Origin of the sequence: Streptomyces seoulensis (genome assembly GCF_022846655.1) — a bacterium.
Lineage (GTDB): Bacteria > Actinomycetota > Actinomycetes > Streptomycetales > Streptomycetaceae > Streptomyces.
In genome coordinates, this window is record NZ_AP025667.1 from 4,564,495 (window position 1) to 4,591,029 (window position 26,535).

At 71.1% G+C, this 26,535-nt stretch carries 18 protein-coding genes; 8 read left to right on the forward strand and 10 right to left on the reverse strand.

The genetic code is table 11. From position 1 onward, the window contains the following. The first annotated feature begins 102 nt into the window (after positions 1-102). The 6 genes from HEK131_RS21060 to HEK131_RS21085 all read left to right on the forward strand — a co-directional run bounded on the left by HEK131_RS21060 (position 103) and on the right by HEK131_RS21085 (position 8,610). Entirely contained in the window at positions 103-744 is a 642-nt protein-coding gene (locus HEK131_RS21060) for a DUF3000 domain-containing protein (protein ID WP_374201481.1), read from the forward strand. A 305-nt stretch (positions 745-1,049) separates the two neighbouring features. Continuing rightward, positions 1,050-1,715 carry a response regulator transcription factor gene (locus tag HEK131_RS21065; protein WP_031181634.1) on the forward strand — a complete coding sequence of 222 codons (666 nt, stop codon included), beginning with the start codon at positions 1,050-1,052 and terminating at the stop codon, positions 1,713-1,715. A gap of 221 nt (positions 1,716-1,936) precedes the next feature. Beyond that, positions 1,937-3,223: an HRDC domain-containing protein gene (locus HEK131_RS21070; RefSeq protein ID WP_217463299.1), complete on the forward strand. Its 1,287-nt coding sequence runs from the start codon at positions 1,937-1,939 to the stop codon at positions 3,221-3,223. A 169-nt stretch (positions 3,224-3,392) separates the two neighbouring features. Further along, positions 3,393-4,610, forward strand: coding sequence for a thiolase family protein (locus HEK131_RS21075; protein ID WP_244336559.1), 1,218 nt, complete (start codon positions 3,393-3,395; stop codon positions 4,608-4,610). Further along, positions 4,607-6,736, forward strand: coding sequence for a 3-hydroxyacyl-CoA dehydrogenase NAD-binding domain-containing protein (locus HEK131_RS21080; protein WP_244336560.1), 2,130 nt, complete (start codon positions 4,607-4,609; stop codon positions 6,734-6,736). The genes HEK131_RS21075 and HEK131_RS21080 overlap by 4 nt, the downstream gene beginning before the upstream one ends. A 191-nt stretch (positions 6,737-6,927) precedes the next feature. Next, positions 6,928-8,610, forward strand: coding sequence for a hypothetical protein (locus HEK131_RS21085; RefSeq protein ID WP_244336561.1), 1,683 nt, complete (start codon positions 6,928-6,930; stop codon positions 8,608-8,610). Positions 8,611-8,643: 33 nt separating this feature from the next. Here the strand turns inward: HEK131_RS21085 and HEK131_RS21090 are convergent, their stop codons facing one another. From HEK131_RS21090 to HEK131_RS21110, 5 genes are read right to left on the reverse strand one after another with little or no spacing between them, the layout of a single operon-like run. Then, positions 8,644-9,972 carry a phosphodiester glycosidase family protein gene (locus tag HEK131_RS21090; RefSeq protein ID WP_244336562.1) on the reverse strand — a complete coding sequence of 443 codons (1,329 nt, stop codon included), beginning with the start codon at positions 9,970-9,972 and terminating at the stop codon, positions 8,644-8,646. Then, complete coding sequence (locus tag HEK131_RS21095; RefSeq protein ID WP_244336563.1) at positions 9,965-10,696, reverse strand: hypothetical protein; 732 nt, start codon at positions 10,694-10,696, stop codon at positions 9,965-9,967. Before HEK131_RS21095 ends, HEK131_RS21090 begins: the two co-directional genes overlap by 8 nt. After that, positions 10,693-11,442 (reverse strand): rhamnogalacturonan acetylesterase, encoded by a 750-nt coding sequence (locus HEK131_RS21100; RefSeq protein ID WP_244336564.1) that lies wholly within the window; start codon positions 11,440-11,442, stop codon positions 10,693-10,695. The genes HEK131_RS21095 and HEK131_RS21100 overlap by 4 nt, the downstream gene beginning before the upstream one ends. A gap of 4 nt (positions 11,443-11,446) precedes the next feature. Next, positions 11,447-15,982, reverse strand: a complete 4,536-nt coding sequence (locus HEK131_RS21105; RefSeq protein WP_244336565.1) for a glycosyltransferase — start codon at positions 15,980-15,982, stop codon at positions 11,447-11,449. Continuing rightward, the gene (locus tag HEK131_RS21110) at positions 15,979-17,310 is read right to left on the reverse strand and encodes a CDP-alcohol phosphatidyltransferase family protein (RefSeq protein ID WP_244336566.1); all 1,332 of its coding nucleotides are present in this window, start codon (positions 17,308-17,310) and stop codon (positions 15,979-15,981) included. Before HEK131_RS21110 ends, HEK131_RS21105 begins: the two co-directional genes overlap by 4 nt. A 530-nt stretch (positions 17,311-17,840) precedes the next feature. Between HEK131_RS21110 and HEK131_RS21115 the strand changes: the two genes are divergently transcribed. Next, on the forward strand, positions 17,841-18,938 hold the full coding sequence (locus tag HEK131_RS21115; protein WP_244336567.1) for an LCP family protein: 1,098 nt from the start codon (positions 17,841-17,843) through the stop codon (positions 18,936-18,938). A gap of 49 nt (positions 18,939-18,987) precedes the next feature. Here the strand turns inward: HEK131_RS21115 and HEK131_RS21120 are convergent, their stop codons facing one another. Then, entirely contained in the window at positions 18,988-20,004 is a 1,017-nt protein-coding gene (locus tag HEK131_RS21120) for a hypothetical protein (protein WP_244336568.1), read from the reverse strand. Between the two features lie 72 nt (positions 20,005-20,076). Here HEK131_RS21120 and HEK131_RS21125 point away from each other — a divergent pair, with 72 nt between their 5' ends. After that, positions 20,077-20,469 carry an NTP pyrophosphohydrolase gene (locus HEK131_RS21125; protein WP_217463307.1) on the forward strand — a complete coding sequence of 131 codons (393 nt, stop codon included), beginning with the start codon at positions 20,077-20,079 and terminating at the stop codon, positions 20,467-20,469. Positions 20,470-20,500: 31 nt separating this feature from the next. Here HEK131_RS21125 and HEK131_RS21130 read toward each other — a convergent pair whose 3' ends face one another. The 4 genes from HEK131_RS21130 to HEK131_RS21145 all read right to left on the reverse strand — a co-directional run bounded on the left by HEK131_RS21130 (position 20,501) and on the right by HEK131_RS21145 (position 26,391). After that, positions 20,501-22,000 (reverse strand): amino acid permease, encoded by a 1,500-nt coding sequence (locus HEK131_RS21130; protein WP_244336569.1) that lies wholly within the window; start codon positions 21,998-22,000, stop codon positions 20,501-20,503. A gap of 147 nt (positions 22,001-22,147) precedes the next feature. Further along, complete coding sequence (gene dxs, locus HEK131_RS21135) at positions 22,148-24,076, reverse strand: 1-deoxy-D-xylulose-5-phosphate synthase (RefSeq protein WP_244336570.1); 1,929 nt, start codon at positions 24,074-24,076, stop codon at positions 22,148-22,150. 210 nt (positions 24,077-24,286) lie between these two features. Continuing rightward, positions 24,287-25,603 carry a sugar ABC transporter permease gene (locus tag HEK131_RS21140; RefSeq protein WP_217463310.1) on the reverse strand — a complete coding sequence of 439 codons (1,317 nt, stop codon included), beginning with the start codon at positions 25,601-25,603 and terminating at the stop codon, positions 24,287-24,289. Then, positions 25,600-26,391 (reverse strand): ATP-binding cassette domain-containing protein, encoded by a 792-nt coding sequence (locus tag HEK131_RS21145; RefSeq protein ID WP_217463311.1) that lies wholly within the window; start codon positions 26,389-26,391, stop codon positions 25,600-25,602. The genes HEK131_RS21140 and HEK131_RS21145 overlap by 4 nt, the downstream gene beginning before the upstream one ends. Positions 26,392-26,535: the final 144 nt, after the last annotated feature.

Genomic DNA, 26,535 nt, shown 5'->3' on the forward strand with positions numbered 1-26,535 from the left:
GCCGCCCTCGGGGGGTGTCATGCCCTGCGCGAAGGCCCGCTTCCCCTTACTCTTCCCCGCATGGCTGCGGCTCAGGGACGATCGTCAAACGGCGCCGGCGGAATGGACGACGTGAAGGACACGCAGGCGGAGAACAGAGAGGGGGCCGGGGTGCCAGGGGCGCCCCCTGCCTTCAGCAGCGCGGTGGAGGCGCTGCGCAACGCGCGGCTGCGGCCGCAGGTGGAGGTGGAGCCGACACCCGCCCCGCAGCGGCTGGCACCGTACGCGCACGCGCTGGAGGCGGTGGTGGCCGACGGCGAGCAGGAGCTCGCCGACGGCCGGCTGGTGCTGCTGCACGACCCGGCCGGGCACGACGCCTGGCGCGGGACGTTCCGGCTGGTGACGCTGGTGCGGGCGGAGCTGGAGGCCGAGATGGCCGCCGATCCGCTGCTGCCCGAGGTGTGCTGGTCCTGGCTGACCGGGGCGCTCCAGTCCCGCGGGCTCACCTACGGGGAGCCGAGCGGCACGGTCACCCGCGCCAGTTCCCACTACTTCGGCGGGCTGTCGGAGCGGCCGCCCGCCTCGCAGATCGAGATCCGCGCCTCCTGGACGCCGCTGGAGGGACTCGGGGGCGTCCCGGACACCGCGGCGCACCTCGCCTCGTGGTGCGATCTGCTCGCCCAGGTCGCCGGGCTGCCCCCGGCCCAGCCGGGCGACGGCTCCGTGGTGACCCTGCCTCAGCGCAGGGGGCCGCAGTCGCGGTAGCCAGCGGTCACATCGTCAGTTCAGCGCCCCGCCGATCCGGCGGGGCGCTGCTTTTTGATCACTTCCCGCAGGATCACTTTGTCGATACGGCCACTTCCCGTACTCGAATCGCATCACCCCGGAGCCGATTCGATCTTCGGATGATCGATCGCGTGTCCGAATTGCACGGATTGTGACTCACTAGATCGTGATCATTCTCTAAAGGCGGACGGGTTTGCTGCCGAAGACGACTGTGACCTTGAAAGCACGGTTCCTCCCGGCTTCTTCCCCACAAGCCGGCCCCGTCCCCCCACCCAGGAGGCCTGGTGTCCGTTCTCCTCGAGCAGCCCGCAAGCCTGGTCGCCTACCGCCCGAACAAGCCGACCGCCATGGTGGTCGTGGCCGACCCCCGCGTCCGTTCCACCGTCACCCGCCATCTGTGGGCGCTCGGTGTGCGCGACGTGATCGAGGCCTCGTCCGTCGCGGAGGCTCGTCCCCGCATCGGCAACCCCCGGGACATCTGCGTCGCGGATGTCCACCTGCCCGACGGCTCCGGGCTCACCCTGCTGTCCGAGACCCGCGCCGCGGGCTGGCCCAACGGGCTGGCCCTGTCCGCCGCCGATGACATCGGCGCCGTCCGCAACGCCCTCGCCGGGGGCGTGAAGGGCTACGTCGTCACCGGTACCCGAACCAACATCGGCCTGCCCACCCGCCCCGGCGCCGCTCCCATCGGCTCCGCCGCGGCCCGTATGGGGCACCGTCGTCCGCCGGGTGCCCCGAGCCACCCCGGCGGCTACCGCGAACTGTCCGGCCGCGAGGTCGAGGTGCTCCGCCTCGTCGCGGAGGGCCAGTCGAACAAGGCGATCGGCGTCTCCATGGGCCTGTCCGCCCTGACCGTCAAGAGCCACCTGGCCCGTATCGCCCGCAAGCTCGGCACGGGTGACCGCGCCGGCATGGTCGCGGTCGCCCTGCGCACCGGCATCATCCACTGACCCCCGCCCCCTCGCCGATCTGACCCACGGCCTCCTCCCCCTCCTGCCTCTCCTCCCTCCTCCTCCCGGTGCCCGTCGGCGGAACGTTCCGTCGACGGGCACCGGCGTGTGCGCCGTACGCCACGCGGTGTGCGCCCGCGCGCGGCGTGTTTTGGCCGGTCAGCGGGGATCTGGATCGAACGTGCAGGCCAGGGGCGCGGGCATGCGGATACCCTTGGCATGTGACGGACGCCCAAGAGACCGCAGCAGACAGTTCCCGGCGCATCACCGGGGGCACACCCCCGGACTCGGGACCTGCTGAGGCGGCGGCGCCGACCCCCCTGCTCGAACCCCGCGAGGGGATTCCGCCGGTCGTCGCGGACGCCGCCGCGCTCGCCGAGGTCGTCGCCGCGTTCGCCGCCGGCACCGGCCCCGTCGCCGTGGACGCCGAACGCGCTTCCGGCTACCGGTACGGCCAGCGGGCCTATCTGGTGCAGTTGCGCCGCGAGGGCGCCGGCTCCGCGCTGATCGACCCCGTCGCCTGCCCCGACCTCTCCGGTCTCGGCGAGGCGCTGTCCGGCGTCGAGTGGGTGCTGCACGCCGCCACCCAGGACCTGCCGTGCCTGCGCGAGATAGGCATGGTGCCCACCAGCCTGTTCGACACCGAGCTGGCCGGGCGGCTCGCCGGATTCCCCCGCGTCGGACTCGGCGCGATGGTGGAGAACGTGCTCGGCTTCGTGCTGGAGAAGGGCCACTCCGCCGTCGACTGGTCCACCCGCCCGCTGCCCGAGCCGTGGCTGCGGTACGCGGCTCTCGACGTGGAGCTGCTGGTCGACCTGCGCGACGCCCTGGAGAAGGAGCTCGAGCGGCAGGGCAAGCTGGAGTGGGCGCTGGAGGAGTTCGCCGCGATCGCGGCCGCGCCGCCCGCCGAGCCCCGCAAGGACCCGTGGCGCCGCACCTCCGGGATGCACAAGGTGCGCCGCCGCCGGCAGCTCGCCGTGGTGAAGGAGCTGTGGGAGACGCGGGACCGGATCGCGCAGCGCCGGGACGTCTCGCCCGGCAAGGTGCTCAGCGACGCGGCGATCGTGGAGGCGGCGCTCGCGGTGCCGGCCGACGTCCAGGCGCTGGCCGCACTGAACGGTTTCGGCCATCGTGTGGGCCGCCGTCAGCTCGAACAGTGGCAGGCGGCCGTGGACCGGGCGAAGGCGCTGCCGGAGTCGCGGCTGCCGCAGCAGGGACAGCAGGTGACCGGCCCGCCGCCGCCCCGTGCCTGGTCCGACAAGGACCCGGCGGCCGCGGCCCGGCTGTCGGCCGCCCGCGCCGGTGTCTCGGCGCTGGCCGAGCGGCTCGAGATGCCCCAGGAGAACCTCGTGTCCCCCGACACCGTGCGCCGGATCTGCTGGGAGCCGCCGGCTCCGGCCGACGAGCGGACGGTGGCCGCCGCGCTCGCCGGGTTCGGCGCGCGGGCGTGGCAGGTGGAGCAGGTGACCCCGGTCCTGGTCGCGGTGCTGTCGGCCAAGCCGGAGTGACACCGGGCGGGTCGGGCGGGTGCGGCGGGAATCGCGCGGGCATCCGTCCGGCCGGGTCACGGTGTGACGTTCACCGCTAGCCGGGGTGGGACTGTGCAGCTACGTTACTCATAAGTAGCATGGGGCTTAAGCAAGCGCTCAGCGTCCCGCACCCTGGAGGAGAGCCATCGTGCCTCGTACCGTCAAGGACGTCGTCTTCGTCGACGGCGTCCGCACCCCGTTCGGCAAGGCGGGCCCGAAGGGCATCTATAACGAGACCCGCGCCGACGACCTCGTCGTGAAGGCGATCCGGGAGCTGCTGCGCCGCAACCCCGGTCTGGACCCGAAGAAGATCGACGAGGTCGCCATCGCCGCGACCACGCAGATCGGCGACCAGGGCCTGACCCTCGGCCGCACCGCGGGCATCCTCGCGGGCCTGCCGCAGTCGGTGCCCGGCTACTCCATCGACCGCATGTGCGCGGGCGCCCTGACCGCCGTGACCGCGGTCTCCGGCTCGGTCGCCTTCGGCGCGTACGACGTGGCCATCGCGGGCGGTGTCGAGCACATGGGCCGCCACCCCATGGGCGAGGGCGTGGACCCCAACCCGCGCTTCGTCTCCGAGAAGCTGGTCGACGAGTCGGCGCTGTTCATGGGCATGACCGCCGAGAACCTGCACGACCGCTACCCGACCATCACCAAGCAGCGCGCCGACGAGTACGCGGTCCGCTCGCAGGAGAAGGCCGCCAAGGCGTACGCCGACGGCAAGATCCAGCAGGACCTGGTGCCGATCTCGGTGCGCCGCACCAACGAGGCGGCCGGTGAGACGGGCTGGGGCCTGGTCACCGCCGACGAGCCGATGCGCCCCGGCACCACGCTGGAGAACCTGAGCGGTCTCAAGACGCCGTTCCGCGTGCACGGCCGGGTCACCGCGGGCAACGCGGCCGGTCTGAACGACGGTGCCACCGCGTCGATCATCGCGTCCGAGGACTTCGCCCGCGAGAACGGCCTGCCGGTCAAGATGCGCCTGGTCTCCTACGCCTTCGCCGGCGTGGAGCCCGAGGTGATGGGCTACGGCCCGATCCCGGCCACCGAGAAGGCCCTCGCCCAGGCCGGCCTGTCGATCTCCGACATCGGCCTGTTCGAGGTCAACGAGGCGTTCGCCGTCCAGGTCCTCGCCTTCCTGGAGCACTACGGCATCGCCGACGACGACAGCCGCGTCAACCAGTACGGCGGCGCCATCGCGTTCGGCCACCCGCTGGCCTCCTCCGGCGTGCGGCTGATGACTCAGCTCGCCCGCCAGTTCGAGGAGAACCCGGACGTCCGCTACGGCCTGACCACCATGTGCGTCGGCTTCGGCATGGGCGCGACGGTCATCTGGGAGAACCCGAACTTCGAGGGGGACAAGTGAGCAACACCACCGAGCTTCTGAAGGGTGCCGCCGAGCTGTTCCCCGGCGAGGTCGTCACCCAGGCTCACGTACGGCACTTCGAACTGCCCTTCAACACGGGCAAGTTCGCGCTGATCACGCTGGACAACGGCTTCGACCACACCAAGCCGACCACCTTCGGCCCGGCCTCGCTGGCGAACCTGGACGCCGCCATCGACCAGGTCGAGAAGGAGGCCGCGGACGGTGACATCGTCGGCGTCGGCATCACCGGCAAGCCGTTCATCTTCGCGGTCGGCGCCGACCTCAAGGGCGTCGAGCTGCTGAAGCGGCACGAGGACGCGCTCGCCATCGGCAAGGGCGGCCACGAGGTCTTCAAGCGCCTCTCCGGCCTCGCGGTCCCCACCTTCGCCTACTACAACGGCGCGGCGATGGGCGGCGGCGTCGAGGTCGGCCTGCACTGCTCCTACCGGACCGTCTCCAAGGCGATCCCGGCGTTCTCGCTGCCCGAGGTCTTCCTCGGCCTGGTGCCCGGCTGGGGCGGCTGCGCGCTGCTGCCGAACCTGATCGGCGCCGAAAAGGCCGTCCAGGTCATCATCGAGAACAGCCTCAACCAGAACCGCCAGCTCAAGGGCAAGCAGGTCTTCGAACTCGGCATCGCCGACGCGCTGTTCGAGGGTGCCGACTTCCTGGAGCAGTCGCTGCTGTGGACCGCGCAGGTCCTCAAGGGCGACCTCGCTATCGAGCGTCCGGCGATCGACCGGGGCGAGGCGTGGGACCAGGCCGTCGCCAAGGGCCGCTTCGTCGCGGACTCCAAGGTGCACGGCGCGGCCCCGGCCGCCTACCGCGCGCTGGAGATCATCGAGGGCGCCAAGGACGGCGACCTGCAGAAGGGCTTCGACGCCGAGGACCAGGCCCTCGCCGACCTGATCATGGGTGGCGAACTGCGCTCCGGCATCTACGCGTTCAACCTGGTGCAGAAGCGCGGCAAGCGTCCCGCGGGCGCCCCCGACAAGTCGCTGGCGCGTCCGGTCACCAAGGTCGGCGTCGTCGGCGCCGGTCTGATGGCCTCCCAGCTCGCGCTGCTCTTCCTGCGCCGCCTGGAGGTGCCGGTCGTGCTGACCGACATCGACCAGGAGCGCGTCGACAAGGGTGTGGGCTACGTCCACGCCGAGATCGACAAGCTGCTCGGCAAGGGCCGGCTCAACCAGGACAAGGCCAACCGCCTCAAGGCGCTGGTGACCGGTGTCCTGGACAAGGCCGAGGGCTTCGCCGACGCCGACTTCATCATCGAGGCCGTCTTCGAGGAGATGGGCGTCAAGCAGAAGGTGTTCGCGGAGGTCGAGGCGGTCGCCCCGGCGCACGCGATCCTCGCCACCAACACCTCCTCGCTGTCGGTGTCGGAGATGGCGTCGAAGCTGAAGCACCCCGAGCGGGTCGTCGGCTTCCACTTCTTCAACCCCGTCGCGATCCTGCCGCTGCTGGAGATCGTGCGCGGCGAGCAGACCGACGACGCCTCGCTGGCGACGGCGTTCGGCGTGGCCAAGAAGCTGAAGAAGACCGCGGTGCTGACGAAGGACGCCCCGGCGTTCGTCGTCAACCGCATCCTGACCCGCTTCATGGGCGAGATCCAGAACGTCATCGACGAGGGCACCCCGGTCGAGGTCGCGGAGAAGGCCATCGAGCCGCTCGGCCTGCCGATGTCCCCGCTGGTGCTGCTGGAGCTGGTCGGCCCGGCCATCGGTCTGCACGTCTCGGAGACCCTCAACCGGGCCTACCCGGACCGCTTCACGGTCTCCCCGAACCTCAAGGCGGTCGTCGAGGCCGGCAAGCGCGGCTTCTACGTCTACGACAGCGGCAAGCCGGAGCTGGACCCCGAGGTCGCCGCGCTGCTCAAGCAGGGCGACTCCGTCCTGACCGAGGAGCAGGTCCGCACCCGCGTCCTGGACGCGGTGGCCCAGGAGATCGGCCTCATGCTGGACGAGGGCGTCGTCGCCGAGGCCCAGGACATCGACCTCTGCCTGATCACCGGCGCCGGCTGGCCCTTCCACCTGGGCGGCATCACGCCGTACCTGGACCGTGAGGGTGTCTCCGAGCGGGTGAACGGCAAGCGGTTCCTGGCGCAGGGCGTCGCGAGCGTGCCCGCGTAACCCGGCCGTACACAGGAGGGCCCCCGCGCCACGGCGCGGGGGCCCTCCTCGTTGCCCGCGAACTCAAGCCTGTTCACACATCCCTCACCTTCAACACCGGTTTTTCACCTTGCCGTTCCGGCCGGTTAGAATCTCGCAAGCTTCCGTTAAGGAAGTCGGCACATCTCACACAGAAGCGAGCAAGGCACTTCATGGACGCGGCACTTCCGGAACTTTCGCCGAATCTGGCCACCGTGGACCGGCGGAAGGTCGTCACGGAGACCGACACCTGGGGCGCCGTTCCGGTCGAGTACCGCTTCCGTGCCGCCGACGCCGACGTCCGCCATCTTGTCGTGGTCTTCTCCGGCCTCGGCGCGCCCAACGGCTACCACTTCGCGGGCCGTTCGCTGAACGCGCTGCGCTCCGACGTCCTGTGGATCAAGGACGATTTCGACGGGCACTACAGCTACTACATGTGCCGCTCGATGGACTTCGGCATCGAGGACTCCGTCCACCGGCTCATCGAGTCCACCAGGGCCCGGCTCGGCCTCACCCGCGATCAGGTCAGCCTGCTGGGCGTCTCCAAGGGCGGCAGCGCGGCCCTCTACTACGGGCTGAAGTACGGCTATCGCAACATCGTGACCGTCGTCCCCCAGTTCCTGGTGGGCAGTTACGTGCGCGACCGCGCGGTGACCGGACGGTACATGCTCGGCGAGGACATGCCGCAGGAGCACGTCGACACCCTGGACGACGCGATCCCGGGGCTGCTGCGGGTGAGCGGCGGCCAGGGGCACAACGTCTATCTCTTCACCTCCGAGGCCGACGAGCAGTACGAGACGGAGATCGCTCCCCATCTCGACCACTTCTGGGCGTGCGACAACTTCAACCTGATCAGGACCCGTTCCGGACTGGTCCGCCAGCACGGCGAGGTGTCCGCCTACAACCTCCAGCTCCTGCTGGGAGTCCTGGCCGCGCTGGCCGAGGGCGCCGAACCGCGCCTGGGACTCGTGGAGAACGGCGACGCGCACGTGGACGAGGAGGAGCGGCGGCGCCATCTGGCCGACTCGCGCACCTCCGACGCCCTGACCGCCGTCCTCACCAAGCAGGAGGTGCGCGGCAGCAACCTGCTGCTGAGCGGCGAGGCGTTCATACCGGGCCAGTCGCCCTACGGCGAGTTCCGTGAGACCAAGACCCTGGTCCTCGAGAACGACGGCAGGCACTGGGAGTTCCCGCTGGCGACCACCGAGGCGAAGTACACCTACAGCCGCTGGTTCGACGGCTTCGCACGGGACTACGCGGACGGCGGCTTCGAGCCCGAGGCGCCCTCCGGCATCCCGCTGCGGGGCGTCCCGAGCGGGGTCTACGACCTCTCGGTGCGCGTCACCAGCCCCTCGGAGGGCATCGACCGCCGCACCCCGCTGGTGGCCAGGCGCCCCTTCGACATCCGGCGGCCGTACGGCGGCCTGGAGATCGTGCTCACCGGTGACGAGAAGCGGGTGCGGGTCATGCGCCGGGCCGTGATCGGCCACTTCTCCCAGGAGGCCGTCTTCTCGCTGGAGAAGAGCTGGCTGGAGGAGCGCATGCTGCACGTGGAGGGTGTGTTCTTCGTGCACGGCGTGGAGGCTGACTCCCACCAGCACGCCATGTACTACCTGGTGCTGCGCGGGGCGAAGTCCACGCACTCCTTCCGGCTCGGCAAGTCCCACCGCCCCGCCGCCGTCCGCCCGCACGTGCGGCGCGGAGACTTCGGCACCTACGACTACGGCTACTTCGCGACCTCGGGGTACAAGGGCGTCACACTGCCGGAGGCGGCGGCCGGTGAGTACGAGATGTACATCTCGATGAGTACGGGCGGGGCGCTGTTCTCCGCGTCGGCCGGGTCGATCACGATCTGACGTCACGTCACATGTGGACGGCCGGGCGGTACGTCACCCCGCGGGACCGCCCGGCAGAACGACGAGTCCGTCCGCGACCGGGCGTTCGCGCACCGGGCCGTCCTCGGTGTCGCGGGGGCTGTTGCGCAGCCGGCCCCGGAGCACCGCCGAGGTGGAGCCGCCGCCGTCCAGGTTGACCGCGTCCACCGCGCCGAGGGACAGCGCGAGCCGGGCCGTCTCGGCCGGGGTCGCGCCCACGCTCTCGTGGCGGGCGCGCCCGTCGACGGCGATCAGCAGCAGCGTGCCGTCGGCCGTGACGGCCGCCACGGTGCGCGGTTCCCGGCGCGGCCCGAGCAGCGTGGCGGCAGCCGGGTCGAACGCGCCGGCGCGCAGCAGCCGGGCGCTGCCGCCCACCGCGGTGTCCACGGGTCCGGGCAGGGGAAGGCCCGCCGGGTCGGTGATCCGCTCCGAGACGGCCATCCGCGTGCCCGGCACCGCGTGCGCGCGCAGCCACGCGGCGCCCGTGCCGATGCCGTAGAGCGCGCTGCCGCCCTCGGGCAGCGGGCCGCCCGCCGGGGTGCGCAGGCGGAGCACGGTCCGGTCGGCGGCGAGTAGCGCCTCCGTGCTGCCCGCGGTGCCGGGCGGGGTGTCGCCGCCCCACTCGGGGGCGAAGGAGACCACCTCGTCCGGGTCGGTGCACAACCCCTCGAACGGCTTCTCCTGCGGGCGCCCCGTGGTGGCGAGGCGGTCCCCGCCGGTTCCTCCGCAGCCGAGGATGCGGCCGGGTACCCGGTTGACACCGTCGAGTTCCCGGACCGCGCCGTCCGCCGCGCGCAGCCGTCCCCTGGTGGACACCTCGGCCACGCGGGCTTCGGGGCGCCCGCCGGTGTGGCCGAGGAGGAGGGCGGGGCGGCCGTCGACCGCCTCGCTGAGCACGCGGCCGTGTTCCGCGTACAGCCCGATGGGGTCGCCCTCGTAGCCGGAGTGATGGTGACCGGTGCGGATGTCGAAATAGGTGCCGTTGATCGCGGCGAGCGCGCCGGACCGGTCGGCCAGGGTGCGCACGGTGTCGGCACGGGTCAGGTCGGCGCCGTGCACGCCGGTGACGCGCACGTGGGCGTCGGGCGCGATGCTGAGCACGGTCAGCCGCACGGGCGCCCCCGGCCCGAGGCTCCGCGTGAGCTGCCGGAAGCCGAAGCCCGCCGGGAGAGCGGAGGGGGCCGGACCGGGTCCGGCAGGGCCGGGGGTCTCCGAGCCGGAAGCCGCCGAGGACGCCGGGGCCGACCGCGCCGGGGAGACGGCGGCCGGTGTCGTGCAGCCGGCCAGGGTCAGCGCGAGCGCGACGACGCCGCCCGTGGCCCACGGGCGGCGGACGCTAGCCATGGACGGCCAGCGCGCCCGGCGAGGCGCCCAGGTCGCCGACGTGCACGGTCACCTCGGACCACACCCGGTGCCCGTCCTCGCCCTCGAAGGCCAGCTCGAAGCGGTCGTAGCCGAGGTGTTCGGGGTGTGCCTGGTAGCCGACGCCGCCGTCCGGCGCGTAGGTCAAAAGGCCGTGCCGGGCGCGGCCGACGGCGATCAGGCGCAGGCCGGGGACCGGCGTGTGCCCGGCGGGCAGCAGGGCGCGGCCGCCCGGTCGCAGGGTGACGCACTGGCCGGGCAGCCAGTGGCGGCGCACCCGGAAGCCGGTGTCCGAGACCGCGGCCGAGGAGACCAGCCGGTCCCCCTCCGCGGCCATCACGCCGACGACGATCCGGGGCAGCACCGTGGCACCGTCGGGCGCCTCGGGGTCGACGCGGACCACGCAGCTCACGGTGCGCGACTCGTCCCCCGCGCTGACGTAGGTGGCGTACCGCCCGTTCGCCAGCAGGCTCAGGCCGGGGTGGCGGAGCATCGCGGCGGCCGGGGTGAGGGAGTCGTCGATGAGGTAGCCGTAGGTGCGGTAGGCGCCCTCGGCCGGGCTGAGGGTCAGGGAGAGGGTGATCTCCTGGCCCGGGGTGACGGGCAGGGCCGGGTCCGCGTCCGCGACGAGGCGCAGGGTGCCGAGGGACTCCGGGGCGCCGGGGTGGGTGACGTGCGCGAGGGCCAGGGGATGGAGGTCGTTCATCGGAGTTCCAGGTGGTCCGCCGCCGGGTTCTCCTTGTAGGGCACCGACTCCAGCGGCACCGGGGCGTCGAGGCCGCGCAGGTGCTCCGGGGCGAGCAGCCCCTGCCGGTTCAGCTCGGCCGCCACGAAGCGGGCGCACTCGACGGCCCCCCGCTCCCTGAGGTGGGTGTTGTCCCGCAGGCCGTCGGGGTGGGCCGGGTGCTCGCCGGGTTCGAGGTGGGCGAAGAAGGCGCGGCTGCCCAGGTCGCCCGCGCGGCGCCACTGGACGGCGCTCCACTCCCCCAGGTCGATCACGGGTACGCACAGGCTCGCGCCCAGTTCGCGCACGGCGGCGTGGTACATCCCGAGCGGCCGGAGCAGGTTGCCCTGGTCGTCGAAGAGACGGCGCTCGTAGGCGGTGACCAGCACGGGGTGGGCGCCCCGGTCGCGGGCACCGTGGACGTGCGCGCGCAGGGAGCGCTGGTAGTCGTCGAAGGGCTCGGTGCCGCGCGGGTCGTCGGTGTGGACGTCGTTGAGTCCGAAGCTGACGAGCAGCAGGTCACCGGGGGCGATCCCGTCGAGGACCGCCGCCAGCGCGCCGGACTCCACGAAGGTGCGCGAACTCGCGCCGGGGCGCGCCGCGTCGGTCACCTCGGCCCCCGTGAGGAACAGCGGCAGTGCCTGCCCCCAGCCCGCCAGCGGGGCCTCGTCGCGCCGGCGGGCGGCCGTCCCGGAGTCGCCCGCGAGGAAGATCCTGGGCGCCGTCATCCCCTCACCTCCCCACCTGCTGTGGTTCCGGGCGGCCCATGACGAGCGGCGCGGAGGGCTGCCCGGTGTCGCCCGCCATGGCGGCGTCCATGCTGGCGATCACGTCATAGGCGCGGCGGCAGTTGTTGGTGTCGCGCAGGACGAAGAACTCCTCCGCACGGCGCCGGTACTGCGGCTCGACCTCGAAGCCGCGCTCGATGGAGCCGATGATCTCCTCGACCGCCTGGTCCACGGTGGCGCAGGCGGGACCGAAGCCGTCCCGGCCCAGGTCGAAGTAGCCGCGCTTGTAGTGCTTGCTGTAGAAGCTCTCGTCGTCGAAGTTGGTGTAGACGATCGGCTTGCCCATGTAGGCCACGTCGAAGAACACCGACGAATAGTCGGTGACGAGCATCGAGCACTCGCGCATCGCGAGCTGGACGTCGCGCCCGGTGGTGGAGACCGTGATCGACGGATGGTCGATACGGAAGTGCTTCAGATACGGCCGGATCTCGTAGTGCGGCATGAACTCAAGCTGCACGTCGTGCCGTTGGAGCGCCGCGAGCAGCCGCTCGTCGCGCAGCAGCGCCGAGAAGAAGCGGTAGTACTCGGAGGCCGCGAACGGGATCTCCGGCTTGGCCGCCTTGTTGTACGAGGGCGCCACGATGTCGCGCCGCCAGGTGGGCATGACCAGGACGCGGCGCGGTCCGCGCACCGGCTCCAGCGCGTCGAAGCGCGGCAGGCCGGTGGCGGCGACGCGGTCGTAGCCGTAGCCGCAGTGCTCGGCGTAGTAGGCGCGTTCGCTGCGTCCGGTGGTCAGCACCATGTCGACGTTGGTGACCTGGGCATGGATGGAGGGTGCCACGTCGTTGTAGACCACGCCGTGCTGGAGGAAGACCCGCTTGTAGCGCAGCAGATCGCCGTAGCCGGTGAGGAAGGCGCGCTTGGACAGGCCGGGGAAGCCGAGGTAGGCCTCCAGGTCGTAGGCGTTGATCAGCCTACTCGCGTGCAGCAGGTAGACCCGGTACCTCCAGGACAGGCGGTCGATCACCCGGCCCATGGGGGCCACCTTGGCGCGGTCGGCGGCGGTGCCGTTGATGGCGTAGTACACCCTGCGCCGGCGCTCGTTGGTCCGGATCCACTTGAACAGGTGGTACGAGTTGTCCTGCGCGGTGTCCTCGCGCTCACCGATGATCCAGATGTCCTTGCCGCGCAGCCAGGGATGGAAGAGCCAGTAGAGCATCCGGGTGCGCCAGCCGGGGCGGCCGGGCAGGGCCATGCGGAACGCGGTAAAGAAACGTTTCGTCTTATGGGTGAGCCGCTTGCCCGCACCGGCGACCCGGCGCAGCGTGATCTGTTCGTCGGCGTCGATGTCCAGGATCACGGTGGCCCGGCCCGCGCGGTGCACGCCCTTGAAGCGGTGCAGCATCTGACGCGAGTCCACCGGGGCGTCCAGGTGCCGGTCGCCGTCGTGCACGCGCAGGGTGAGCGTGAGGTCGCGGTTGTCCAGCGAGCCGAAGTCCTCGGGCCGCACGACGGCACGCCAGCCGCTGTACCAGTCCTGCTCCTTGCGCGTGCGCCAGCGGTCGCGCCGGTACACCTGGCCGACGGGCACGGCCTTCTCGGTGCTGCCGTCGGAGAGGACGAGTTCGAGCCGGTTGTCGAAGAGATGGGAGATGTCGACGCCCGAGAGGACCATCAGGCCCTCGAAGACGATCTGCTCCGCCTCGACGTGGCAGGTCTCCAGCACGAACCGGTGCCGGTCCACACGCAGCAGCGCGGTGTCCGCCCGGTCCACGTCGAGCCTGCGGAACAGGCCCTGCTCGTCCAGATGGAGGTGGGGCCGGAAGTCGGGCGCGGTGTACGGGTCGCAGAACAGGTCGAGGTTCGCCGTGCGCACCGCGTGGTGCTGGGTGCGCGCGAGCCCCGCCGTGGCGTACTGCAGGACCAGGTCGTCCGGGATGTCCGCGTAGACCTGGCACAACGCCGGGAAGACGGTGGCGAGTTCGGCGCGGCTCATGATGCGGTGCAGGTTGCGCAGATACGGCTGGAAGGTGCGCACCACGAACCGCTGGGCCAGACGCAGGGTGCGCGGGTCGAGGCCCGCGGCCCGCCTGAGGACGTACCGGCACAGCCGGATCAGCTCCTGCGTCTTGACCGGGTCGTTCCACGGCAGGTCGAAGAGCGAGTCGTGCTGCTCGCCGTCGCGCTCGTAACAGGTGACGTCCGGCGCGATGGTCACCCGGCGGGCGTGCAGCAGGGCGGGCACGGCCAGCCAGGCGTCCTCGAAGCCGGGGCCCTGCCCGCAGCGCAGCCGCTCCTCGCGGACCAGGCTGGTGCGCAGCAGCTTGGCGCTCAGACTGGTGGAGAACACCAGGTACGGCGCGTCGCGGAGCCGCTCCACCTCGGCGGGCGTCGGCCCGAAGTAGCGCGCCCACGCCTCGCCGTCGGCCCGGCTCGGCTCGGGGAAGTTGTCGCTGCGGCCCACCACCACGTCCGCCTTGGCGGCGCGGGCGGCGTGCAGCAGCCGGTGCACGCTGTCCTGGCCGAGGATGTCGCGGGCGCGGGCGAACATGACGTACGGCGCGGTCACGTGGCGCAGCCCGTGGTCGAACGCGGCGCGCATCCCCATGGCGATCTGGGAGACGACCGTGACGTTCGGCCAGCGCGCCGCGAACTCCTCGATCTGGTGGGCGGTGGCATCGGTGGAGCCGTCGTCCACCAGCACCACCTGGGTGCCCGCGAAGTCGCGCTGGGTGTCGAGCGAGCCGAGGAACTCGGGCAGGTTGTACTCGTCGTTGTGGCAGTGGACGACCACGGCGGCACCGAAGCGCTCACGGCGGGCGAACGGCTCCGGCAGCCGCTGTCCGGTCCACCAGGTCCAGGGCGTGCCGCGCCGGTCGGTCCGGGACTGCTGCTCCCTGGTCTCCGGGCGCAGGGCGAGGTTGCCGCTGACGGTCTCGTACATCTCGTACGTGCCCGCGCCGCCGGTGAAGCGCTCCGCCTCGATGTCGACGCCGCGCACGCAGACCGCCGTGGTCGCGCGCTCCCCCGCGTGCCGCACCTGGACGAGCAGGTTCCACACCGCCGCGCGCTCGGAGGCGCCGAGGGTCGTGTCCAGGGAGATCGTGGCGTGGTAGCGGATGTGCTCCTCGTCCACCTCGATGCCGGTGACCGGGAAGGTGTGGTCGGTCTTCGGGCCCCGGCAGCGCAGCACGGCGACGAGTTCGAGCTTGTCCTTGGCGCCGATCCGGCCGAACTGGTTGCGGATGAAGCCCGTGAGGTGGAGTTCGCCGCCGGTGATCTCCAGCCGGGTGGCCTGGTTGAACAGCCGGGCGTCCGAGAGCCGGCCGCCGGTCAGGTCCAGGTCGGTGACGTCGAGGAAGCGCTCGGCGTCCGGGCGGCCGAGCAGCGAGCCGGACCAGAAGACCTTGCCGTCGCGCTCCACCAGGTCGGAGCTGAGCACCGGGCGCCGCTGGGTGAAGTCGGCGGCGGTCAGCGCCAGGTCCGGCCGGCCCTGCATGAGCGCGAAGCCACGCACCCGCTCCAGCGGTCCGCACAGGTCCCAGCAGTCGTCGGGAAGCGTGCGCAGATAGGGCCCCGTGGCGCGCAGGAAGCCCTCGCGGTAGGCGTCGTCGCCCGCGCGCAGGGGGCCCATGTACAGCCCGAGGTCGTGGGAGAGGAACTTGGCCGCCTTGCGGGCGATCAGCTCGTCGGCGCCCTGCCGGGCGAGGAAGTCGTCGGTCCACTGGTGCACGAGGACCCGGTCGCGGATGCTGCGCAGTTCGCCGCGCCGGTTGGTCAGCGACGGGGTGTCCGACTCGCGCTCCCAGATCCACCGGTAGACCGGGGTGGTGAGCAGGCTGATGGTACCGGCGAAGTAGGAGGCGAGGGTGGAGAAGTAGGTGTCCTCGAAGTGGACGCCCTGCGGGAAGCGGATGCCGTGCTCGTGCAGGAACTCCGTGCGGTACAGCTTGGCCGCCGCGATGGGGTCCTCGAACAGCTCGGGCATGGCCGTGAGGCCGCCCTCCACGGTGCGGTCGGCGCCGTAGAGCTGCGGCTGCCAGACGGTGTTCTCGCCCTTGTCGAGGTTGACGCGGATCGCCCGTCCGGCGGTGATGTCGGCGCCGGTGGCCAGCGCGGAGGCGAGCAGCGTCTCGCAGGCCCGGTGCGGCAGTTCGTCGTCGGCGTCGAGGAACATCAGGTACTGGCCGGTGGCGATCTCGATGCCGTGGTTGCGCGGGGAGCCCACGCCGCCGCTGTTGCGGGTACGGACCACGACCTGGACCCGGGGGTCCTTCTCCGCGTACCGGTGGGCGACCGCGAGGGTGCCGTCGGTGGACGCGTCGTCCAGGACCAGCACCTCCAGGTTGCGGTGGGTCTGGCTCAGCGCGGACCGCAGGGCCCGGTCGAGGGTGGCGCTCGCGTTGTAGGCGGCGACCACGACCGTGACGGTGTACGCGGAGGCGTCGGTGTAGGTGAGCGTGTCCACGGTGGCGAGAGCCCCCCGCGCGGGGGGCTCCGGAAGCGTGGCGGGTGCGGTGGCTGCGTTCGGTTCGTTCATCGCGCGAATCCCCCGTCCGCCCAGGGCTGAGGCTGGGCGTGGGGCCGGGTCGGGTACTCGGGGTACTGCGGGGACGGGTGCTGGGCGTACGGGTCGGGGTGGGGATCGCCGTAGGGCTCGAACCAGGAGGCGTGGGCCGGCTCGGAGGGCTGCTGATACGGCTCGTACGACGTGTGGTCCTGGTACTGCTCGTGGTGCTCGTGGTGCGGCTGGTACTGCTCGTAGGACTCGTACTGCTGGTACTGCTCGTGGTGCGGGAAGCCGAGGCGTTCCTCGCGGGACGGGAAGCGGTCCTCCACCCCGTGCTGCGCCTGGCCGGGGATGCCCGCGGCGAGCGGGACGTCGGGCGTGGTCCAGGCGGGGACGGAGGCGGGCCCGGTCCAGGCGGCCGCGGGGTCCGGGGCGGCGGCGGACGGCGTGGTCGCCATGTCCCGTACGACCCGGTTGAAGTCCCGCGTGGAGAGCCAGAACTTGTACATGATGAACAGCTCGAAGGCCAGCAGCAAGGCGGCCGAGGCGGCGGTGGTCCACAGGATGCGGCCGAGCAGCGGGCCGACGATGAACACGAACATCTGGAACTCGATGCCGCTGAACAGGTGCGGACGTATCCGGGTGCGCAGCATGGCCCGGCGGACGCGGGTGTACCAGGGGAACTGGTCCCGGAACTGCTCGTGCAGGTCGACGACCGGGGCCTCGGCCTCCGCGCGGAGTGTCTCCACGGAGGTGGCCGGGTTGTCGCGCAGCAGGTCCTCCATGAAGACCAGCCGGCCCTCGCCGCGGGCGTCACGCTCGGCGCGCTCGGCCGCGGCCCGCTCCGCCGCGGTCCGTTCGAGCTTGGCGCGCATGGACTGGCGCATCTTGTAGATCTGCAGGGCGTCCAGGTAGCGCAGCATGTCGAGGAAGACGACGCCGATCGCGGCCAGCAGGAAGCGCGGGTCGTCGGTGCGCAGATACTGACCGCCCATCAGCGCGAGGGCGCAGGCCAGCACGCGGATGCGGTCGAAGACGTAGTCGAGCCAGCCGCCGAAGACCGAGCCGTTGCCCTTGAGGCGGGCCAGCTTTCCGTCGATGCAGTCGAGGACGAAGCTGAAGTGGTAGAGCAGCGCGCCGATGACGAGGGAGGTGGTGTCGCCCTTCAGGAAGAAGCCCGCCGAGGCGAGTCCGACGAAGAGGGCGGCCCAGGTGACCCCGTCGGGGGTGATGAACCGGAAGCGGGCCACCACCATCAGCAGGCGCGTGGCCATCGGGTCGACCAGGAACACGGTCCACCAGGCATCGCGCTTCTTACAGGTCAGCTTCTGTACCGCCCGCAGCGACAGCTCGGCCATAACCCCTCAGATACGCACCGGAATGGACATAGTTCTCCCGTGGCGCGAAGAGCTGCGACGGGGTTTCCCATGTACGTACCTGCGGTTTCACAGAACCGCCACATGAGATGGTGAACTTTAACAACCGTTCAACTAAATCTCGACGCGTGATCACCCTCCATGCACGGCGAGGTTGATCACAGCCCTTCCGTACAACCTTCTGCCGACTTCGGCGCTCATGTCTGCGTAACCCGGCGCCGAACGGGCGCACCGGGGACTCAGAACCCAAGTCCGACAAGGGGGTTGATGCCGCGAGTGGCAGCTTTGAACACGGCACGGCACTCACCCGCTCGCACCTCGCACGACATTGCGCGACGCATTGATCACCTCTCGTACTGATCATTTGCGATCAAGGGCGCTAGCACAGTGGGCGCATCGACCACCGGATGTTTACAGATGCCTCACTTTTCCTACAGGATCAGTCAATCTTCCGCGTCCCCACGCCACTTCCACGCCCTGCGGGGCATGACCCACGAGGAACTCGAAGCAGGATGAGTCACGTCTCGACGCCCCAGCACAGTGCACCCGGCACGCCCGCCGGACCCGGTACCAAAGAGGCCCCGAAGCGCAAACGCCGCACCGGCCGGAAGATCCTCATCGCCCTCGCCGTCGTCCTGGTCGCCGCGGGCGGCACGGGCTACTGGATGTACGACAGCCTCGACTCCAACATCAAGGGCGTCGACCTCGACCGGGCCATCGGTGACGACCGGCCGGAGAAGCTCCCGACCTCCGGGCAGAACCTGCTCGTCCTCGGCTCCGACTCGCGCTCCGGCGCCAACGCGGCCCTGCACACCGGCAGCGTCTCCGGAGCCCGCTCCGACACCGCGCTGGTGATCCACATACCCGAGGGCCGGAAGAAGGCCGTCGCGATCAGCATCCCGCGCGACACCCTCGTGACCCGGCCCGAGTGCACGAGCCGGAGCGGCAAGCAGTTGCCCTCCGCCGGGCGCGTCATGTTCAACTCGGTCTACTCGGTGGCCGGTCCGGCCTGTGTCGTCAAGACGGTCGAGCAGATGTCGGGCGTGCGTCTCGACCACTTCGTGGAGATCGACTTCGCCGGCTTCCAGGGGCTGGTGGACGCGATGGGCGGCGTGCCCGTCACCGTGGACCGCGACATCCACGACTCCTCCAGCGGGCTCGACCTGAAGGCGGGCACCACCCGGCTGACCGGCGAGCAGGCCCTCCAGTTCGTCCGCACCCGGCACGGCATCGGCGACGGCAGCGACCTCGGGCGCATCGGACTCCAGCAGAAGTTCCTGATCTCCCTCCTCTCCGAGATCAAGAAGCAGGACCTGCTGGGCAGCCCCACGAAGGCGTACACGGTCGCCGACAAGCTCACGGCGTCGCTCACCGCCGACTCCGGGCTCGACTCCCTCACCAAGCTGGCGGAGTTCAGCCGCAGCATGAACGGCCTCGACCCCGCCACCATGGAGACGATCATGCTGCCGGTGCGCTACGACCCCCAGGACCCCAACCGGGTCGTGGCCGCCGAACCGCAGGCCAAGGAGCTGTGGAAGGCGCTGCGCACCGACGGGACCATTCCCGACTCGGCCAAGAAGTCCCCGGCGCGGGGCGGCGACACCCCCTGATCCCGGCGGGCCGTGTGAAGGCGCGGTCCTTCACACGGCCCCGGCCCGCTCAGACCTCGCGCCAGGCTTCCAGCGCGAGACCCGGCTCGTCCTTGCGGCGGGTCAGCAGCAGTCTCCCGTCGGCCGGGGACAGCGCGGCCGCGACCGTACGGCCGTGCTCGTCCGTCGCGAGCGACACCACCGCGTCTTCGGCCAGCCGCGGGCCCGACTCGGTCCACCAGGCACCGGCCGACTCGGACTCCGAGGGGTACGCGGCGAACGCCACCCGGGAGTTCGCGGTGCGCTGGGCGAGCAGGGTGCAGTCGTGGCCGTCGAGGGTGCAGCGGACGGCGGCCACCGGCCCGGGACCGGCGGCGGGCAGCAGCGCCGTCGGCTCGGCGCCGGGGCGCCAGGCGCACAGGGTGCCGGAGTCGTCCGCGTAGAAGAGGGTCGTGTACTGCGGGGACGTGGCCAGCGCGGACAGGGTGCCGGGGCGGACCGCGGTCTCCAGGGCCTCCTTCAGGACCGGTTCGCCGCCCGCCTTCTCCTGGCGCCAGTGCAGGATGCCGCCGGGCACCGCCGCGTACAGCTCGATCCGGCCGGACTCCCCCGTCACCGCCGCCATACCGTCCTGGACGTCGTGGCCCTTGAGGTCCTTCCAGGGCTCCCAGCCGCCCTTCTCCTTCTGGACGGCCATGCTCACCCCGCCGCTGTCGTTGCGGACGAAGACATGGGCGCGACCCTGGGGGTCCACGGCGACGGCGGGGGTGCCGGTGCGCGGGCCCTTCTTGTCCGGGTGGCCGATGGGGGTCCAGTCGAGCGGGGCGAGATGGGCGCGGAAGTGGGTCGAGTGCACCAGGCCGGCCTCGCCCTGCGCCGTGGGGCGCCAGGAGACGAGATGGGCATAGCCGTCGGCGCCCTGGCCGAGGGCCAGGACGGGATGCAGTCGCTGTTCGCCGCCCACCTTGCGCGGTGCGCTCCAGACGCCGCCGGGTCCGCGTTCCGCCCGGCACAGGACGGCGTCCTTCGAGAGCCGGTAGACACCGAGCCGGCCGTCGCGGCCGCGTATGAGCCAGTCGCCGTTCACGGAATCACCATAAACGGCCCGGTCAGGGAGCTGTCCCGCGCCCCCTGGGGACAGGCGTGGGACCCTGGGCCCATGGACGACGTACACGGTGTTCCGGATCAGGACGATCCCCTGCTGGCGATCGTGGACTGCGCCAATGTGATGGGCTCGCGCCCGGACGGCTGGTGGAAGGACCGCAAGGGGGCCGCCGAGCGGCTGCGGGACCGGCTGGCCAGCGACGGGCTGCCCGGCCGGACGGACCCCACGGAGATCGTGCTGGTGGTGGAGGGTGCGGCGCGCGGGGTGGAGTCCGTGCCGGGGGTGCGGGTGGAGTCCGCGCCGGGCAGCGGGGACGACTGGATCGTGGAGCTGGTCGCCGGGTCCGACGACCGGGACCGGCTGGTGGTGACCGCCGACCGCGAACTGCGGCGCCGGGTCGGCGCACTGGGCGCCGACGTCGCCGGTCCGCGTACGGCCCTCGGCTGAGGCGCCGCCCGGCGGCGGACCGGCGCCCGGCTCAGGGGGCCTTCGGGGCCTCGGACGGCTGCTCCTTGTGGGCGAGCCGGCTGTGCGTGCGGCCGTAGAGGAAGTAGACGACGAAGCCGATCGCCATCCAGATGGCGAACCGCAGCCAGGTCTCGGTGGGCAGATTCAGCATCAGCCACAGCGAGGCGCACACCGACAGGATCGGCAGCACCGGGACCCACGGGGTACGGAAGGCGCGGGGCAGGTCGGGGCGGGTGCGGCGCAGGATGATCACGCTGATCGCGACCACGATGAACGCGAACAGGGTGCCGATGTTGACCAGTTCGGCCAGCTCGCTGAGGCTGGTGAAGCCCGCGATGACGGCGATGATCACGCCGAGCAGGATGGTCGGCCGGTGCGGGGTGCGGAAGCGCGGGTGGACGCGCGAGAAGAAGCGGGGCAGCAGTCCGTCGCGGCTCATGGCGAAGAACACGCGCGTCTGGCCGAGCAGCAGGATCATGCACACCGTGGTCAGGCCGATGGCGGCGCCGAAGCTGATGATGCCCGCGTACCAGGGATGCCCGAGCGACTTGAAGGCGTCCGCCAGCGGTGCCTCCACCGACAGCTCGGTGTACTTCTGCATGCCGGTGACGACCAGGGACACCGCCACGTAGAGCACCGTGCAGATCAGGAGCGAGCCGAGGATGCCGCGCGGCATGTCCCGCTGCGGGTTGCGGGTCTCCTCGGCGGCGGTGGCGACGATGTCGAAGCCGATGAACGCGAAGAACACGACCGAGGCGGCGGTGAAGATGCCCATCACGCCGAAGTTGGCCGGTGCCCAGCCGAACATGAGCTGGATGAGCGGCGCCGCGAGGTCCCCGCCCGCATCCTGCGGCTGGGCCGGCGGGACGAACGGCTTGTAGTTGTCGCCGGTCACGAAGAAGGCGCCCGCCACGATCACGATGAGGACGACGACGACCTTGATGGCGACCACGGCCGACGTGATCCGCGCGGACAGCTTCATGCCGACCACCAGCACACAGGTCAGCAGCAGCACCAGCGCGGCGGCGAGGATGTCGAAGCCGAACCCGGTGGCGCCGTCCCGGCCGGACAGGTACTCCGGCAGGTGCCAGCCCCAACTGTCGAACAGCGAGCGGATGTACCCGGACCAGCCGACCGCCACCACCGCCGTGCCGAGCGCGAACTCCAGCACCAGGTCCCACCCGATGGTCCAGGCGGGCAGCTCACCGAGCGAGGCGTAGGAGAAGGTGTACGCCGATCCGGCCACCGGGACCGTCGAGGCGAACTCGGCGTAGCAGAGTGCGGCGAGACCGCAGACCACACCGGCGACGGCGAAGGAGATGGCCACCGCGGGACCGGCGGTGTTCTTGGCCACCTGGCCGGTCAGCACGAAGATGCCGGTGCCGATGACGACACCGACACCGAAGACGGTCAGGTCGAGGGCGGAGAGGGACTTCTTGAGCGAATGCTCCGGTTCCTCGGTGTCCCGGATGGACTGCTCGACGTTCTTCGTACGGAAGAGCGTGCTCACGTGCCTACCTCCCACGCTTGTCGTCCTCGACATGGTCGAGAGGGACGGGGTGCGTGTGCCCCGGCATTGGCAGATTCACGCAAGCGGGCCGGTTCCGCCACCTGAGAAGGCGGCGGAACCGGCCCGGAGGCTACGGCGATCGGGTGGTCAGTCGCGCGCGGACTCCACCGGGTCCATGGCGTCGGCGCTCTGGCCGAAGCGGCCGTCGATCTTGGCGACCAGACCGGTGACCTGGCGGGCGATGTCCGGGGCGGTCAGCCCGATCTCGGCCATGACCTCGGCGCGCGAGGCGTGGTCGAGGAAGCGGGGCGGGATGCCGAAGTCGCGCAGCGGCACGTCCACGCCCGCGTCGCGCAGCGCCTGGGCGATCGCGGAGCCGACACCGCCGACGCGGCTGTTGTCCTCGACGGTGACGACGACCCGGTGCCGCTCGGCGAGCGGGGCCATGGCCTCGTCGACGGGCTTGACCCAGCGGGGGTCGACGACGGTGGTGGAGATGCCCTGCTTGTCGAGCAGCGTGGCGATCTCCAGGCACATCGGGGCGAGCGCGCCCACGGAGACCAGCAGCACGTCGGGACGCTCGGTGCCCGGCTCGCGCAGCACGTCCATGCCGCCCACCCGGCGCACGGCCGGTACGGCGGGGCCGACGGCGCCCTTGGAGAAGCGGACCACGGTCGGCGCGTCCTCGACGGCGACGGCCTCGCGCAACTGGGCGCGGACCTGGTCGGCGTCGCGCGGCGCGGCCAGGCGCAGGCCGGGGACGACCTGGAGGATGGACATGTCCCACATGCCGTTGTGGGAGGCGCCGTCGGTGCCGGTGACACCGGCGCGGTCGAGGACGAAGGTCACGCCGCACTTGTGCAGGGCGACGTCCATCAGGACCTGGTCGAAGGCGCGGTTGAGGAAGGTGGCGTACACCGCGAAGACGGGGTGCACCCCGCCGTGGGCCAGGCCGGCGGCGGAGACGGCGCCGTGCTGCTCGGCGATGCCGACGTCGTAGACCCGCTCCGGGAAGCGCTTGGCGAACTTGTCCAGGCCGACCGGCTGGAGCATGGCCGCGGTGATGGCGACGATGTCCTCGCGCTCCTCGCCGAGCTTCACCATCTCCTCGCCGAAGACGGAGGTCCAGTCGGCGCCGGAGGAGGCGATGGGCAGGCCGGTGTCGGGGTGGATCTTGCCCACCGCGTGGAAGCGGTCGGCCTCGTCCTGGAGGGCGGGCTGGTAGCCGCGGCCCTTCTCGGTGAGGCAGTGCACGATGACCGGGCCGCCGAACCGCTTGGCGCGCGCGAGCGCGGACTCCAGCGCCTCGATGTCGTGGCCGTCGATCGGGCCGACGTACTTCAGGCCGAGGTCCTCGAACATGCCCTGCGGCGCGATGAAGTCCTTCAGGCCCTTCTTGGCGCCGTGCAGGGTGTCGTAGAGCGGGCGGCCGACGACCGGGGTGCGGTCCAGGAGGTCCTTGGTCCGGGCGAGGAAGCGCTCGTAGCCGTCGCTGGTGCGCAGGGTGGCCAGGTGGTTGGCCATGCCGCCGATGGTGGGCGCGTAGGAGCGCTCGTTGTCGTTGACGACGATGACGAGCGGGCGGTCCTTGGCCTCGGCGATGTTGTTCAGCGCCTCCCAGGCCATGCCGCCGGTCAGCGCGCCGTCACCGATGACCGCGACGACGCGGTCGTCGGACTTCTTCAGCTCGTTGGCCTTGGCGATGCCGTCGGCCCAGCCGAGCACCGTGGAGGCGTGGCTGTTCTCGATGACGTCGTGCTCGGACTCGCTCTGCGCCGGGTAGCCGGAGAGGCCGCCCTTCATCTTCAGGCGGGAGAAGTCCTGGCGCCCGGTGAGGAGCTTGTGGACGTAGGACTGGTGTCCGGTGTCCCACAGCACCTTGTCGGCGGGCGAGTGGAAGACGCGGTGCAGGGCGATGGTCAGCTCCACCACACCGAGGTTCGGGCCGAGGTGACCGCCGGTCTTGGACACGGCCTCGACGAGGAAGGTCCGGATCTCCTCCGCAAGCTGGTTCAGCTCCTCCAGGCTGAGCCGGTCCAGATCGCGCGGTCCCGTGATGCGGGTCAGCAGCGGCACCCGTGCCTCCTTGCAAGTATGAGCTGATCGAGCTGTTGCCGGGCTTGATGAGTCTAATGTTCCCCTCCGCCTGCCGGTGGCCGGGCGGTGCCCCCCGGGTTCCCCCACGGGTCATGCGAACGGCCCCACCCCCGATGAGCGGGGGTGTGGCCAGGGGAAATACAGGGGGCCCGACGCTCCGTCGCGCCGGGCCCCCAGTGCCTGCCGAGCTTACGCGCGGCCGGCCGACTTCTGGGTCTTGCGGGTCACCGCGTCGATGACGACGGTCGCCAGCAGGACTCCACCGGTGATCATGTACTGCACCGGTGAGGGGATGCCCTGGAGGGCCAGGCCGTACTGGATCGAGATGATGACCAGCACACCGAGGAGCGCGTTCCAGGTGCGGCCGCGGCCGCCGAAGAGGGACGTACCGCCGATGACGGCCGCCGCGATGGCGTTCATCAGCAGGTCACCGCCGCCCGCGCCCTGGTTGGCCGAGGCGATCTTGGAGGCGATGAACAGGCCGCCCAGCGCCGCGAAGGTGCCGGAGATGGCGAACACCGAGATGCGGACCAGGTCCACGTTGATACCGGCGCGGCGGGACGCCTCGACGCTGCCGCCGAGCGCGAACACCTTGCGGCCGTAGGCCGTGCGGCGCAGCACGAAGTCGGTGACGAAGAGGACCGCGACGAAGATCACGACCGCCAGCGGCAGACCCTTGTACTGGTTGAACACGATCGCCACGGCGAAGCAGAGGACGCCCAGCAGCACGGTGCGCAGGACGATCTCGCTCAGCGGCTTCGACGGCACCCCGGCGGCGTCGCGGCGCTTGTTGCCGAGGAAGGAGCTGACGAAGAACAGCACCGTCACCACGGCGGCCAGACCGTAGGCGGCGGCCACGTCGGAGAAGTAGTAGCTGGTCAGGTTGGCGACCAGCCCGTCGCTGTTCAGGTTGATCGTGCCGTTGTCGCCCAGGATCTTGAGCATCAGGCCGTTCCAGAACAGCAGCCCCGCCAGGGTGACGGCGAAGGCCGGCACACCGATCTTGGCGAAGAAGAAGCCCTGGATGGCACCGGCGACGGTGCCCGTGAGGATCGCCAGCACGAAGGCCAGCACCTCGTTCATGCCGTTGGTGATGTTGAGCACCGCGAAGGTGGCGCCCGCGACACCGGAGAGGGAGCCGACCGACAGGTCGATCTCGCCGAGCAGCAGGACGAACACGATGCCGACGGCGATCATGCCCGTGCCGACCATGGCGACGGAGATGTCGGAGAGGTTGCCCGCGGTGAGGAAGTTGGAGTTCAGGCTCTGGAAGATGATCCAGATGACGATCAGTCCGACCACGACGGGCATCGAGCCCAGGTCGCCGGCCTTCATCTTGCGCTTGAACTCGCCCACGTAGCCCGCGAGTCCCTGCTCACGCACGAGCAGCCGGGGGTCGACGGCGACACCGGCGCCGGGGGCGGCCTCCGGGTTCACCGCGGCGGCGTCACCGGACGGCTTGGGGGCGGCGTCCCCCGGAGGCGTGGAGGTCTTCTCGATGCTCACTTCTTGATCTCCCCATTGGTGCGCGCCGCACGACGGGTGACGGCATTGTCCGAGGCGCCGGTGATGGCGGAGATGATCTCTTCCTGCGAGGTCGACTTGACCTCGAAGACGCCGTTGTTGCGGCCCAGGCGCAGCACGGCCACCTTGTCGGCGACCGCCTTGACGTCGGCCATGTTGTGGCTGATGAGGATCACGGCGTGGCCGCGCTCCCGCAGCCGCTCGACCAGGTCGAGGACCTGGGCGGTCTGCTCGACACCGAGCGCGGCGGTGGGCTCGTCGAGGATCACGAGCCGGGGCTCGCCGAGCATGGACCGGGCGATGGCCACGACCTGGCGCTGACCGCCGGAGAGCGAGGCGATCGGGATACGGACGCTCGGGATGCGGATCGAGAGCTGGTCCAGCAGCTCACGCGAGCGCCGCTCCATCTCGACCTCGTCCAGGACGCCCGCGCGGCGGATCTCCCGGCCCAGGTAGAGGTTGCCGACGACGTCGATGTTGTCGCACAGCGCGAGGTCCTGGTACACCGTCGCGATGCCCAGGTTCTGGGCGTCGTGCGGCTTGTTGACCTGGACGGTCTTGCCGTCCCATTCGATGACACCCTCATCGATGGGGTGCACGCCGGCGATCGTCTTGACCAGCGTGGACTTTCCGGCACCGTTGTCGCCCACCAGGGCGACCACCTCACCGGCGTGGATCTCCAGCGTGACATCGGTGAGCGCCTGGACGGCACCGAATCGCTTGGAGACTCCGCGCAACGCCAGCACGGGCGTAGCGGACACGTGAACCATCTCCTTCGCCGCCTGACCCGGCGGGAGGTTGTGCAGAAGTTTGGGGGAATTCCGTCCGGCGCCCCGCGCCGAGCTTGCGGGGCTGTGTGGTGCGCGGGGCGCCGGAGGAGCCTGAGCGGTCCTCACCTCCCCGCCGACGGGAAT